This is a genomic window from Staphylococcus sp. LCT-H4 (assembly GCF_001866145.1).
Lineage (GTDB): Bacteria > Bacillota > Bacilli > Staphylococcales > Staphylococcaceae > Staphylococcus > Staphylococcus succinus.
This window is the reverse complement of the sequence record NZ_MODY01000002.1, coordinates 552111-566357: the sequence shown is the minus strand read 5'-3', so window position 1 is coordinate 566357 and position 14247 is coordinate 552111. Positions and strand designations below refer to the sequence as shown.

Here is a 14247-nt window from a genome sequence, read left to right as displayed (position 1 = left end):
TTAGAAAACGCTTCCAATCACAAGTAAAAAAAAGATTTCCTGTTATTTGTTATTGTAACACTAAATTATAAAGTTTTGGGTATGAGAATGATTCTCATACCTAAAACTTTTGTCACTGTTTATCACTCAAAGCTTGATGTAAATTTTGAGCGACATTCTGAGGTAAACCTGCCACTTTAAGGTCTTCAATACTAGCCGCCTTCATTTTTTTTATTGAACCAAAAGTGCGTAGTAATTTGGTCTTACGTTTAGAACCAATCCCCTCTACAGTATCCAACACTGACTGGAGGCCTGTCTTTTGACGTGTTTGTCTATGGAAAGTAATCGCAAATCTATGCACTTCATCTTGAATTCTCTGTAATAAATAAAAAGCTTGGCTATTTTTCTTTAATGGAACAATTTCGGCACTTTCACCATATAATATTTCAGAAGTTTGGTGCTTATCATTTTTACGCAACCCTGCTACGGGTATATCTAAGCCGAGTTCATTTTCTAAAACATCCATAACGCCATTCATATGTCCTTTACCACCATCGACAATAATTAAGTCTGGTAAGGGCGTCCCTTCATTTAATACTCGAGTATAACGTCTGCGCACGACTTCTCTCATTGATTTATAATCATCTGGACCTTCAACGGTTTTAATTTTATATTTGCGGTAGCCTTTTTTATTGGGCTTACCATCTATAAATGAGACCATTGCTGAAACAGGATCGATTCCTTGAATATTAGAATTATCAAAAGCTTCAATTCTTATTGGTGTTTGAATACCCATATAGTCGCCTAATTCTTCTATTGCTTTAACAGTACGTGACTCATCTTTAGAAATTAACTCAAATTTATTTTCTAAAGTAACTTCTGCATTATGATTTGCTAAATCTATCATTTCTTTCTTTTTACCTTTAATCGGTTGTACGATTTTGGTATCAACTACAGATTGAATAATATCACGATTTAAATGATTAGGTACATGTACTTCTTTGGGCAATAAATGTTGATTCAATTCATAGAACTGTCCAATAAAGGTATAGAACTCTTCTTCTGCAGTCTGTTGAATCGGAATCATCGTAGCATCTCTTTTAATCATATTACCTTGTCTAATAAAGAATACTTGAATACACATCCAACCTTTGGAGACACTATAACCAAAAACATCTCTAATCGTATTATCTGAAGTCGTGATTTTTTGTTTCTTAGTTAAATTGTGAATATGTTGAATTAAATCTCTATATTCTTTTGCTCTTTCAAAATCTAATGTTTCACTTGCTTCTAGCATCTTCTGTTCTAAATTTCTCAATATCGTTTTATCTTCACCATTTAGAAAATCGGTAATTTCTTTTGTCATTTCTGCGTATTTATTTAACTCTACTGGGTAAACACAAGGTCCTAAACATTGACCTATATGATAGTATAAACATAATTTATCCGGCATTTTATCACATTTTCTAAATGGATATATCCGGTCTAATAACTTCTTAGTCTCTTGTGCAGAATAAGCATTAGGGTACGGGCCAAAGTATTTGCCACTCCCCTTTTTTACTGTACGTGTCACTATTAATCTTGGGTATTTTTCTTTAGTTATTTTAATAAATGGATAACTTTTATCATCTTTGAGTAAGATATTATAGCGTGGTTGGTATTGTTTAATTAAATTTAATTCTAGAAGTAAGGATTCTGTTTCACTTGAAGTTACAATAAATTCAAAATCACGAATTTCCCCAACCAAACGTGTCGTTTTTGCATCATGTGCACCAGTAAAATATGATCTTAACCTATTTCTTAATCGCTTCGCTTTACCTACATATATCACTTGGTCATTGCGATCTCTCATTAAGTAACAACCAGGCTCCATTGGTACTACTGTCAATTTTTGTTTGATTTGTTCTTGATAAGTTTCCACGCCAAATCCCTCCTTCCAATTATTTTACAATTCAACACTTCATCCACTACTAAAAACTATGGATATCACTTCATCTACATTATATATGTACTCATTCATAATTAACAATGGATTAAAACACTACAAATTGAAAACTGGGACATTAAATAAATTAATGTCCCAGTTTCATGGTAGATGCTTATAAGTATTTATCTAATACTTCTGCTAAGTTTTCTTTAGGTTGGAAGCCTACTACTTTATCTACTGGTTCTCCATCTTTAAATACGATTAAAGTTGGAATACTCATAACTTCAAATTTAGCAGCTGTTGATGGATTTTCATCTACATCTAATTTTAAAATGTTAGCTTTACCATCATAGTCTCCTGCTAATTCTTCTAATACTGGAGCTATCATCTTACAAGGGCCACACCATGTTGCCCAAAAATCTACTAAATTAACACCTGATTGAATATTTTCATCAAAGTTTGAATCTGTTACTTTTACGATTGCCATAAATGCCAATCCTCCTTAAATTTCAAATGATGAAGAAATTATAACAGACTTTATATTATTCTGCATACCTCTTGCTCACGATTATTTTAATTCTGCTACGGTAACACCAAATCCACCTTCGCTTGGCATTCCGCTTCTATATGATGACACACTTTTGTGCCGTTTTAAATGATTTTGTACGCCTTTTTGTAAAGCGCCTGTACCTTTCCCGTGAATAATGTAAACTTGTTCATAATTACTTAGTACCGCTTGGTCTAGATATTGGTCGACAGCAACCATTGCTTCATCATAACGATAACCACGTAAATCCAATTCCATTTTAATGCTTTGTCTATTTTCACGTTTAATCATTTTAGTTGGTTGCTCTTTTGTTTTTTTAGTTTTCTCTAAATCTTCTATAGGTAATTTCATTTTAATGATACCCATTTGTACTACAGCTTCATCATTACCTATCATTTCTAGCACTTCACCTTTTTGTCCATATGTGAGTACTTTAACTTCATCACCAGCTTTGATTTCATCCCATTTTTTCTTTTGTATATTTTGTTTAATAGATTTAGCTTCATATCGGTCATCAAGTTGTTTTTTCTTATCAATTAATTCATGTTCTTTTACATCTGCACCTTTTTTATCTCTGAGTTCACGTAATTCTTTTAATATTTCATCTGCTTCTTTTGTAGCTGATTTCACGCGCTGATTCGCTTTTTCTTTAGCTTCTTCTAGCAGTTGCTTTTCTTGATTTTGATATTTTTCATATTGTTTAGCTAACGATGCGTGGGTGTCTTGTGCTTCCCTCAATAAATGATCTAATTCTATACGCTGTTCATCCACACGTTTAGAATTATGTTCAAGAGATGCAATCATTTCATTAATCTCTTGCTCATCCTGACCAATCATTGATTTGGCTTTTTGAATAACCTTCATATTTAATCCTAATTTTTTTGAAATATCAAATGCATTTGACCGACCTGGTACACCCATTAATAATTTATAAGTAGGACTTAATGTTTTCACATCAAATTCTACACTCGCATTCATTACACCCTCTCTATTATAACTATAAGCTTTTAATTCAGGGTAATGGGTTGTAGCCATGACAAGAGAACCTATGTCATGTACATGATCTAATATACTCATAGCTAAAGCTGCACCTTCACTAGGATCTGTCCCTGCACCGAGTTCATCAAAAAGAATCAAGCTATCACGCGTCGCATGTTTCAAAATCTCTACAATGTTCTTCATATGTGATGAGAAAGTAGACAGTGATTGCTCAATAGACTGTTCATCACCGATATCACAATATACATTTTCAAATATACTTAATTTACTTCCATCTAATGTTGGAATGAGCATGCCTGATTGGGCCATCATAATAATTAAACCTAGCGTTTTTAATGTAACAGTTTTACCACCCGTGTTAGGACCAGTAATAATTACTGTTTCTATACCATCAGCAAACTCAATCGTATTCGCTACTACTGTGTTTCTGTCTAACAAAGGATGAAACGCTTTGGGTAAGTATACTGTTCTTTCCGTCGTGAATTCTGGCTTAGTTCCTTTGATAGAACGTGCGTAACGCGCTTTTGCAGTTAGGAAATCAATTTGTCCCATAATAGACTCTGACACTAAGCATGCATCAGCTTCTTCAGCGACTTGGCCTGTAAGTTCAGTAAGTATGCGTTCACGTTCTACTGCTTCATCATTACGTAAACGACTAATTTGGTTACTCATTTCTACGATAGATGATGGCTCAATGTACAATGTTTGTCCAGAAGCAGATTGATCATGTACTATACCATTAAAGTCTTGGCGATACTCAGCTTTAACTGGTATAACATTGCGCTCGTTACGTACAGTTATGATTGCATCAGATAGTTTTTTTTGATTGGCCTGACTTTTTACTATTTTATCTAAATTTTGCTTTATTCTTTGTGTAGCGCTGGAAATCTTACTGCGTATACCTTGCAATTCATAACTCGCATTATCAAACAAATCATATGCATCACATTTTTGATGAATATTTTGATATAAATCGGATAAAATTGGCAATTGTTCCATTCTATCATTGAGAATTGGATAATTTAAATCTTCTTCTTCTAATAAACTATTATAAAAAGTTTTATACTGATTTTGTATTTGTATCAATCTTTTAATTAAATTCAATTCACTTACATTTAAAACGCCACCAATTGTTGCTCTATGAATAAGTGGTGAGATTTTAGCCAAACCACTGAGACTTGGCATGCGATGTTTGTTATAAATTTGTGAGATTTCATCTGTTTCATTCATTTGAAATTCAACAGTGTGAAAATCAGTCGCTGGTGTCATCCCTTTAACTTTTTCTATACCTATATCACTCATCGTTTCTTTTTCAACAAGTGCTTTTATTTTATCGAATTCTAAGACATTTAATGATTTCTGTCTCATACGATCCCTCTATTTCTTCATTTTAATATTATTTGTAATTAGCGATTTAAATGCCTCACGAGACATTGTATTAATCACTCTGTCCTTTTTAACTAAACCTTTTTGTGCAGTAGCTACACCATATGCCATAAATTCTAAATGATCAATATGATGGGCGTCTGTATTAATCGTTAACTTCACATTAGGGTGCTTTTTCACAGTCTCCGCATTTAAATCTAAGCGTTTGGGGTTAGCATTAATCTCTAGTATCGTATTGGTCTCTTCAGCAATTTCGCATAAACGATCAATATCAGGTTCATAACCTGGTCGTTTGCCAAGAATACGGCCTGTAGGATGTGCAATGTGTCTCACATATGGATTCCGACATGCGTTTTCTAATCGTTTCATAATTTCTTCTTGAGGTTGGTTAAAGCTTTGATGTATAGCTGCGATTACATAGTCCAATTGTGCCAATACTTCATCATCATAATCTAATCGACCATCTGGAAGTATATCCATCTCAATACCAGAATATATATCAATTTCATCATATTTAGCGTTAAGTGCTTTTATTTCTTTATTTTGACGTAATAACCGCTCTACTGACAAACCATTAGCTACTTTTAAGCTTTGAGAATGGTCTGTAATAACCATAAACTGTCGTCCTTTGGCAATATTAGCTAGGACCATTTCTTCTATATCAAATGCACCATCACTATACGTGGTATGCATGTGTATATCTCCATTAATGTCCTCTAATTTAATGATATCTGATAGATCTTTATCAAATTCGCTACCATCTTCTCTAATTGAAGGATTAATCCAATTCACACCAAAATGTTCATAGATTTCTCGTTCACTCTGATATTGTAACAATTCTCCACTCGCTTTTTCTATACCATATTCGCTTACTTTTTCATCATTTGCTTTTGCTAATTGGCGAATGCGAATGTTGTGATCTTTGGATCCAGTAAAATGTTGTAACGTATGATAAAACGCTTCTGGCTCTATCAATCGGAAGTCGACGCCTATCGTCTCGTCATCATAAGATAACTCTAAAGATACTTTAGTCTCTCCAACAGCCACTTCTTTTACTTTGTTTGGTATATCAAGTAATGCTTGTTGTACTTTTAGCGGCTGCTCGGTACTAATGATATAATCTAGATCCTTGCTCATTTCTTTAAAACGTCTAAAGCTACCAGCAACTTCAAATTGATCGATATCACCTATAGTTTCTAAATAACCCTTAATCTCATAATTTAATCCACGCATTTGATCTATTGGATACTGATCTTTTTTTGCGCCTAACGCTTTTACTGCTTCTAATATATTTTGCTCTGTTTTTTTGGCAAAACCACTTAGTTCACTTACTTCACCCGCTTCACAGGCTTGTTGTAATGATTCTTTGCCATCAATGCCTAGCGCTTTATATAGCTTAGCTATTTTCTTACTACCTAAACCTTGAATTTTCAATAATGGAATTAATCCTTCTGGCACTTCTTGCTGTAACGCTTCTAGCGTAGATGATTTCTCTTTCTGACGATATTCATCTATAACCTCTCCAACACCTTTTCCTATGCCTTTTAATTCCGTAACATCTTCAATTTGATCAAGCGGTCGTTCATCTATTTCTAAGCTTTGAGCCGCTTTTCTGTATGCCGAAACTTTAAATGTATTTTCCCCTTTTAATTCCATATAAGTAGCTATTTTTTCTAATAATTGAATAATATCTTTTTTTGTCATTATCTTCACTCCATAAAAAAAGATCAAGACAAAATACTGTTATACGTTCATCAGTAAATCGATTATGTCCTGACCTCCTATATTTTAAAAACGCTATATATTCATTACAAATGTCGATACATACGGTATATGTATTACCATGTAGGTTGCAACAATTGACTCAGATAATTGTTGTTGTATGATTTCTAGTGGATACAATGCCACACCATATACTAATGTTGAAGTTATTATTATTGACGATATTACACTCATCACTACACCAATTATTCGACTTATTAAATGTAATGATTGATATTTATGTATATTATCAAATATGACGATAATACCATAGCATATCATTTTAGTGACAGTTGCTATAATTAAGAAAGCAATAATATGATCAAAACGTTGCTGTAGATTATCAAACTGCAGTGTATAATTCAAATCATATGCACGGGTTTTAGGGAATGGTACAAATAATTCTAACCGTTGTGAAATAACCATATATAATCGCTGTGCTACCCATAATGAAAATAGCGTCGAACATAAATGTATGCAACTTAACCATGCACCTCTTCTAAAGCCAATCATTCCAATATAGATAAAGATTAATACAACAATTAAATCAATAATCATTCTTCTTCACTATTTCGCAATTGTGCAATTTCTTGTTGCAAACGGTAATTTTCTTCTTCTAACTGTACTTTTTCGTGCATAATATTTACAGCCGTTAATATGGCCTTTCTCGTTGTATCTAGACCAGCACTTTTACTAGACAATTCTTTAAGTCTTTCATCAACTAAATGTGCGACATAACGGATATGCTCAGGATTGTCTTCACCGACAATTGTATAATGTTGATCATTGATAGTTACGTTAATCCGATTTTTAAACTCACCCATATTATAACTCCTGACTTTAATGTGTATTTCTGAATGTATTTTGGTTGAATCGCTTAGATTTATAGTTGTTAATTTAGAGTATTTATCACGAACCATTATACACGACTGAATATTATTTTGTAAGAGGTGTGATTTGTTATATTTGAAATATTTTAATTTTATTCCATTTAGCTAAAGTTAAATAGTCTTTTTCATATGCATGATTAATGTTATTGACCAATAGTAGCTCACTCATTTATAGATATGATATGATAAACGTTATCTGAACAGATATTTAAGTCATTTAATAAAGTGAGGCCAAATCATGACAAATGTTGTACATAAATTAACGAATCAAGATATTCAACTGCTAATGTCAAAAATTCAATTTAATACAAATCAACTTCCTCAAGGAATGAAAGCTAAAACAAAATATAAAAGCACTTCTATTTCCATTTATAATTCGAATAAAGTTATGTTTCAAGGTAACGATGCTGAAGCGATAGCAGCTCAATTATTACCACATATTGCCCAACAAAAATCTCCATCGAAACCAACAAGTTCCAAACAAACGATACAGTATAATAAATATCAATGTATAGGTAGTGATGAAGCTGGTAGCGGCGATTATTTTGGACCGCTTACTGTTTGTGCCGCCTATGTATCTAAAAAAAATGTACAAGTGTTAAAAACACTGGGCGTGGACGATTCAAAAAAACTAACAGACCCTAAAATTATCGAACTCGCAGAACAACTCGTTACTTTTATACCTCATTCACTACTCACAATGCATAATGAAAAGTATAATGAAAAGCAAAAAGCTGGCTGGTCACAAGTGAAAATGAAAGCTGTCTTGCACAACGAAGCAATTAAAAATGTAACACAGAAAATTAACACCGATGAACTCGATTATATAGTCATTGATCAGTTTGCAGAAGCTGGCGTTTATAAAAGATATGCCCTCACTGACTTGCCTTTGAGTAATAAAACTAAATTTGAAACTAAAGGCGAATCTAAGTCAATCGCCATTGCTGCAGCCAGCATTATTTCACGCTATGCCTTTGTGAAAAATATGGACAGTATCTCGCAATCTACGCGCACCGAAATTCCTAAAGGCGCCAGCAACAAAGTTGACCTTGCCGCCGCCCGTATTATTGAACGCAAAGGTATCGATTACTTAGATTCAATTACTAAAAAACACTTTGCTAATCGAACAAAAGCGCTGAACCTTGTTCAAAAGAAACACAACAACTAAATAATTTAATATTATATTTCACAACTAAAAACCTTGGAAGCTCACTATATGGGCTCCAAGGTTTTTATTTTAGTTATCTAATTGTAGCACCTTGTGCTTGTAATGCACCCAAGATATCTTCGTGTACTGCATTTACTTTATCATCTGTTAATGTTTGTTGTGTGTCTAGATATGCCAAACGGATTGCGATTGATTTTTCATCTTCTGCAACATGTTCTCCCTCGTAGACATCAAATACTTCTGCATTTTGTAAAATATCTCCACCATGCTCGTGAATGACTTGAACTAATTTTGCAGATGGCATATTGCGGTTAACCACTAATGCAATATCTCTTGAAACACCAGGGAACCTTGGTATTGGTTGATAGTTAATATATCCAACAGAAACTGCCATTAATTTATCATAATTGAGTTCAAAAACGTATGTACGTTTTAAATCATTATCTTTTTCAGTTTGTGGATGTAACTCACCTACAAAACCAACAATTTCACCATTCAATTTCACTACAGCAGTTCTACCAGGATGTAGACCATTGATTTCTCCAGCTTCATATTCAAAGTTTATATCTAATTTTTCAGCAATACGATTTACAAATCCTTTAGCGACAAAGAAATCTATTGCTTCTTTTTTACCTTGCCACGCGTTGACTGTGTAATCGCCAGTTAAGATACCACTCAAGTATTCTACTTCATCTGGTAGTTCACCCTCACCGTTACCAAAGAATACACGTCCTAATTCATATAAGCGTACATCGTTATTTTTACGTGCAACATTATAAGCTGCTGCATCAATTAAATGTGGAATGAGACTTTGACGTAATGTTGAATGTGCTTCACTCATAGGCATTAATAATTCTATTGTTGAGCGATTTTGTAAGGCAAAGTCTTTAGCTCTTTCTTTATCTACTAATGAATAGTTAATAGCTTGGCTTAAACCTGCACCCTCTAAGGTTGCTTTTACAATACGTGATTTAGACTGTCTATCTGTTAAAGCGCCATTGGTTACATCTTCAAAAACAGGTAATGTAGAAGGAATTTCATCATATCCATATATACGTGCAATTTCTTCTATTAAATCCTCTTTAATTGTAATATCTTTACGTCTTGATGGCACCATAACTGTCAGTATGTCTGAATGATTTGTTGTTTCAAAGCCTAATTGTACAAATATTGATTCAATATCAGTTGCCGAAAGTTCAAAACCTATTGTTTTATTCACTTTGTCTACTGATATTTCTATAGGAGTCACAAATTGACCTAAGTCACCTTCTGCAACACGTCCCTGCGAAACTGTTCCACCAGCATAACTTTGTAATAAATAACACGCTCTATCTACAGCTTCATCAACAAATTCTGTAGCAATACCTTTTTCAAAACGGCTAGATGCTTCACTTCTTAAATTTAATTTTCGAGAAGTATGACGGATTGACACTGGATCAAATATCGCGCCTTCAATAACTACATTTGTTGTATCTTCAGTCACTTCCGAGAAATCGCCACCCATAACACCAGCAATAGCAATCGGTGTTGTACCATTCGTTATAACAATATCAGTATCTTGTAAAGTTCTTTCTTGATCATCTAATGTTGTCATTGTTTCATTTGCCTTCGCTTGACGTACTTCAATTTGAGTAGAACCAATGTGATCTTTATCAAAGATGTGTAGAGGTTGACCATATTCTAATAATACATAGTTAGATATATCAACGACGTTATTGATTGGTCTGATACCCGCTTTAATCAAACGCATTTGCATCCATTCTGGAGAAGGTGCAATTGTCACGTTATTAACAACTCTAGTACTGTAATATGGTACTTTATCTTTATTTTGCACGCTGATATTGATTTCATCGGAAGTTTGTAATGAAACTTCATCACTTTGTGTTTCCGGCTTTGTCATTGGTACGTTATACAATGCCGCTGTTTCATAAGCAGTACCTATCATACTTAATGCATCTGCCCTATTTGGTGTTAAATCAAATTCCATCACTTGGTCATTTAAGTACAATGCCGTTAGCGCATCAGTTCCAGGTTTAACTGCAGATGAAAATACATAGATACCATTTTCAAATTGTTTAGGTACTAAGTTATTTGGGACGCCTACTTCTTGAAGTGAACAGATCATACCTTCTGAGCGTTCCCCGCGCAATTTAGCACGTTTAATTTTAACTCCGCCCGGTAACCTTCCACCTACCGTAGCAACAATCACTGTTTGACCTGCATCCACATTAGGTGCACCACACACTATTTGAACTGGTTCTGCTTCACCAATATCAACTTGGCAAATATTTAATTTATCAGCATCTGGATGCGGCGTCTTAGATTGTACATAACCAACTACTAATTTTTTAATGTCTTTTGTATAATCAATAATATCATCCACTTCGATACCCGTGCGTGTAATTCTTTCAGCTAAAACATTAACTGGTTGGTCAATATCTACATAGCTTTCTAACCATTCTTTTGAAATAAACATTAAATTTCACCTCTATCTTCTACAGCTTTAAATTGATTTAAGAAACGTACATCATTTGTATAAAAATGACGAATATCTTCTATACCATATTTCAACATTGCTATACGATCTGGCCCCATACCAAATGCGAATCCACTATATTTGTTAGGGTCAAAGCCTGCCATTTCTAAAACATTCGGATGTACCATGCCGGCACCTAAAATCTCAATCCAACCTGTTTGCTTACAGACATTACAACCAGCGCCACCACATTTGAAACATGAAACATCTACTTCTACAGATGGTTCAGTAAATGGGAAATAACTTGGACGTAAACGAATTTCTCTATCTTCACCAAAGAGTTGTTTAGCTAATAACTCTAAAGTACCTTTTAAATCGCTCATTTTTATATTTTCATCTACTACTAAACCTTCAATTTGCGTGAATTGATGGCTATGTGTCGCATCATCAGAATCACGACGATATACTTTACCCGGACAAAGAATCTTTACAGGACCTTCACCTTTGCGTTGCTCCATTGTTCTTGCTTGGACTGGAGACGTATGTGTTCTCATAAGTGTTTCTTCAGTAATATAAAAACTATCTTGCATATCTCGAGCTGGATGTGATTTAGGTAAGTTTAATGCTTCAAAATTATAATAATCTTGTTCTACCTCAAAACCATCTACAATTTCATAACCTAGCCCTAAGAATAAGTCCTCTATTTCCTCTACAGTACGTGTTAAAGGATGCTTAGCACCAATAGATATTTTTCTACTTGGTAGCGTTACATCAATTTTTTCCTCCTGTAATTGTTGTTCTAATTGCTCATGGGCTAATAATTTACGACGTGATTCAATTTCACCTTCAATAGTTTGTCTTACTTCGTTAACTTGCTGACCATATGCTGGCTTTTCTTCATTTGGTAAATCTTTCATATATTTCATTAAACCAGTTACTGACCCTTTTTTACCTAAATATTTTACCTTAACATCTTGTAGTTCTTTTTCATTATGTGCCTCATTAATATCAACAATTGCTTGCTGTTTGATGTCAGCCATAGTTTCTGTTTGTGCCATACTTTGCCCTCCTAGTTTAAAATACACTCATTAATTTTAAAATATACTTTCAAAATACAAAAAAGACTTTCATCCCTTGAAACTGGGACGAAAGCCTTCCGTGGTACCACCCAAATTTATGCCTACGCATACACTTGTTGTCATTGATAACGGAAATGAAATCCGACTTAAATCTCTTTAAGTAACCAAAAAGGTGAAAAAAACTAAAAACAGCGGAACATCTCTCAGTCTCTGGATATTCTCCCTTCTACTACTGTATAAATTAGTTTACGTCTTTTTATCGGTTGTTATTTTCTTTGTCATAACATTAATTATATTATATACGATTTTTGATTACAGGGTCAACCTTTCAAATGATACATCACAATACTACCTGCAATGGCTACATTTAAACTCTCTGCTTTCCCATAAATAGGTATTGTCAAATTTTGAGTTGTTTTGTTTAACAAATCAGCATTTACACCTTCGCCTTCATTGCCTAAAAGAAGCGCAAAGTTATCCTGACTTGGTATTTGTTGATAAGGTAGCGCATTTTCTAATGCTGTTCCATAAACATTACCTTCAAAATGATCAATAAACTCACTTAACTCCTGAGTAATAATTGGAATGTGGAATACACTTCCTTGGCTTGCACGTAACACTTTGTCTTGATATGGATCAGCCGTACCTTTTTCAAGTACGATAAGGTCTAACCCAGCAGCATCAGCCGTACGTATTAAAGTCCCTAAATTACCTGGATCTTGAATACAATCTACAAGCAATACTTGTTTGGCCTGTGTCGTTTCAGGAACTGGTTTTTCAATCACTGCAAAAAACCCTTGTGGTGTTACTGTACCAGATAAACTTTCTGCTACTTTAAGATTAATTTCAAACACTTCTTCAGCGTAAGTCATTAACCCCTCATCTAATCTTTCTACGTCAACTACAAACAATTGTTTAATTTTAACTGTACTTTGATACGCTTCTTCAATCAGATGATAACCTTCAATAAGTGCTTGGCCAGTTTTATCTCTATCGCGTTTCTTTTTTAATTTATTTGCATTTTTAACTTTACTATTTTGAGCCGAAGTAATCATTTCCATAGCATAGCCTCTTTATTTTAAATTTTTAATTTCTGAATATTTGTGTGATGTTTGTGCTGATACTTTTAATAAATGCAGAAAAATAATTGTCTTTATTTACTAAAATATTATCTCCTGTATAGGTTACTATATCACCTTTTACAGGTGATGCGTAATTATGTAATTTTATTTTTAATGTCTGCGCCATTTGTAAATCATTACTATCCATTACTTGAAAATGTACGTGTGGTTCAGATGAATTGCCTGAATTTCCAACATTTGCAATATGTTGACCGCGTAATAACTCATCGCCCTTTTCTATTTTAAAAGAGTTGGGCTTTATGTGAGCAATCATACTATACTCATGTCTGTTGTGTTTAATAATAATATAATTTCCTTCTGGATGATTAGTATTTATTTCACCAGGCACACCATCTGCAATGCCATCTACAATTTCTACTACTATTCCATTAGCCGGCGCTAGAATTGGTTTATTATAAGCGTAGTAATTCTCGCATAATTGTGGATTACCTTTATACGTCATGCCTTGTTCTACACGAATTAAATCGAGCGCATGTCTTTGATGTTTATAATGATAATGTGAATTTAACAATACATTATCCCCACCAGACCATACAAGCCAATCTTGTACAATTGGTAACGTATAAGTTTGCTTTGTATTTTTACTTACATGTATGTGCCTAAGTGGAATTAATACCAAACTAATAATTTCTTGATATTTATTTAAAGTCACACTCACACCAGAGGTCATCTTACTATCAAACCAAATATATTCATCTTGATGATTTATATGTATATGTTTATATTGTGTGTTCGTTGTTCGAATACGATTGTACTCTTCTAATAACTTTGTTAATTCATCAAACGACGATACCTCTTGAAAATCATCACTAAAATGATGGTATATCCAATTGACATCATTATCTTCTATTCTATTCATAATTATTTGCGCGTTAATTGTCTCCATATCTTCA

General features: G+C 33.6%; 11 protein-coding genes. 1 reads left to right on the top strand and 10 read right to left on the bottom strand.

The genetic code is table 11. The features are described 5' to 3' along the window. Window positions 1-112: 112 nt before the first annotated feature. The 6 genes from uvrC to zapA form a co-directional block, all read right to left on the bottom strand. Window positions 113-1900: an excinuclease ABC subunit UvrC gene (gene uvrC / locus BK821_RS07640; protein WP_046836147.1), complete on the bottom strand. Its 1788-nt coding sequence runs from the start codon at window positions 1898-1900 to the stop codon at window positions 113-115. 178 nt (window positions 1901-2078) lie between these two features. Beyond that, entirely contained in the window at window positions 2079-2393 is a 315-nt protein-coding gene (trxA, locus tag BK821_RS07635) for a thioredoxin (protein WP_046836146.1), read from the bottom strand. Between the two features lie 81 nt (window positions 2394-2474). Then, window positions 2475-4820 carry an endonuclease MutS2 gene (locus BK821_RS07630; RefSeq protein ID WP_071331495.1) on the bottom strand — a complete coding sequence of 782 codons (2346 nt, stop codon included), beginning with the start codon at window positions 4818-4820 and terminating at the stop codon, window positions 2475-2477. A gap of 9 nt (window positions 4821-4829) precedes the next feature. Beyond that, window positions 4830-6542 (bottom strand): DNA polymerase/3'-5' exonuclease PolX, encoded by a 1713-nt coding sequence (gene polX / locus BK821_RS07625; RefSeq protein WP_071331494.1) that lies wholly within the window; start codon window positions 6540-6542, stop codon window positions 4830-4832. Window positions 6543-6635: 93 nt separating this feature from the next. Next, entirely contained in the window at window positions 6636-7157 is a 522-nt protein-coding gene (locus BK821_RS07620; RefSeq protein ID WP_046836143.1) for a CvpA family protein, read from the bottom strand. Continuing rightward, the gene (zapA, locus tag BK821_RS07615; protein WP_046836142.1) at window positions 7154-7423 is read right to left on the bottom strand and encodes a cell division protein ZapA; all 270 of its coding nucleotides are present in this window, start codon (window positions 7421-7423) and stop codon (window positions 7154-7156) included. The genes BK821_RS07620 and zapA overlap by 4 nt, the downstream gene beginning before the upstream one ends. A gap of 304 nt (window positions 7424-7727) precedes the next feature. Here zapA and rnhC point away from each other — a divergent pair, with 304 nt between their 5' ends. After that, entirely contained in the window at window positions 7728-8657 is a 930-nt protein-coding gene (gene rnhC, locus BK821_RS07610) for a ribonuclease HIII (protein ID WP_046836141.1), read from the top strand. A gap of 73 nt (window positions 8658-8730) precedes the next feature. Here rnhC and pheT read toward each other — a convergent pair whose 3' ends face one another. The 4 genes from pheT to BK821_RS07590 all read right to left on the bottom strand — a co-directional run bounded on the left by pheT (window position 8731) and on the right by BK821_RS07590 (window position 14240). After that, entirely contained in the window at window positions 8731-11133 is a 2403-nt protein-coding gene (pheT, locus tag BK821_RS07605; RefSeq protein ID WP_071331493.1) for a phenylalanine--tRNA ligase subunit beta, read from the bottom strand. Continuing rightward, window positions 11133-12191 carry a phenylalanine--tRNA ligase subunit alpha gene (gene pheS, locus BK821_RS07600; RefSeq protein ID WP_071331492.1) on the bottom strand — a complete coding sequence of 353 codons (1059 nt, stop codon included), beginning with the start codon at window positions 12189-12191 and terminating at the stop codon, window positions 11133-11135. The genes pheT and pheS overlap by 1 nt, the downstream gene beginning before the upstream one ends. 341 nt (window positions 12192-12532) lie before the next feature. Further along, window positions 12533-13273 (bottom strand): TrmH family RNA methyltransferase, encoded by a 741-nt coding sequence (locus BK821_RS07595; RefSeq protein ID WP_046836138.1) that lies wholly within the window; start codon window positions 13271-13273, stop codon window positions 12533-12535. 25 nt (window positions 13274-13298) lie between these two features. Then, window positions 13299-14240 (bottom strand): M23 family metallopeptidase, encoded by a 942-nt coding sequence (locus tag BK821_RS07590; protein ID WP_046836137.1) that lies wholly within the window; start codon window positions 14238-14240, stop codon window positions 13299-13301. Window positions 14241-14247 lie beyond the last annotated feature (7 nt).

Coding starts and splice junctions, on each gene's coding strand:
- trxA (WP_046836146.1), bottom strand. CDS start 2,393: ATGGCAATCGTAAAAGTAACAGATTCAAACTTTGATGAAAATATTCAA.
- BK821_RS07630 (WP_071331495.1), bottom strand. CDS start 4,820: ATGAGACAGAAATCATTAAATGTCTTAGAATTCGATAAAATAAAAGCA.
- polX (WP_071331494.1), bottom strand. CDS start 6,542: ATGACAAAAAAAGATATTATTCAATTATTAGAAAAAATAGCTACTTAT.
- BK821_RS07620 (WP_046836143.1), bottom strand. CDS start 7,157: ATGATTATTGATTTAATTGTTGTATTAATCTTTATCTATATTGGAATG.
- zapA (WP_046836142.1), bottom strand. CDS start 7,423: ATGGGTGAGTTTAAAAATCGGATTAACGTAACTATCAATGATCAACAT.
- rnhC (WP_046836141.1), top strand. CDS start 7,728: ATGACAAATGTTGTACATAAATTAACGAATCAAGATATTCAACTGCTA.
- pheT (WP_071331493.1), bottom strand. CDS start 11,133: ATGTTTATTTCAAAAGAATGGTTAGAAAGCTATGTAGATATTGACCAA.
- pheS (WP_071331492.1), bottom strand. CDS start 12,191: ATGGCACAAACAGAAACTATGGCTGACATCAAACAGCAAGCAATTGTT.
- BK821_RS07595 (WP_046836138.1), bottom strand. CDS start 13,273: ATGGAAATGATTACTTCGGCTCAAAATAGTAAAGTTAAAAATGCAAAT.
- BK821_RS07590 (WP_046836137.1), bottom strand. CDS start 14,240: ATGGAGACAATTAACGCGCAAATAATTATGAATAGAATAGAAGATAAT.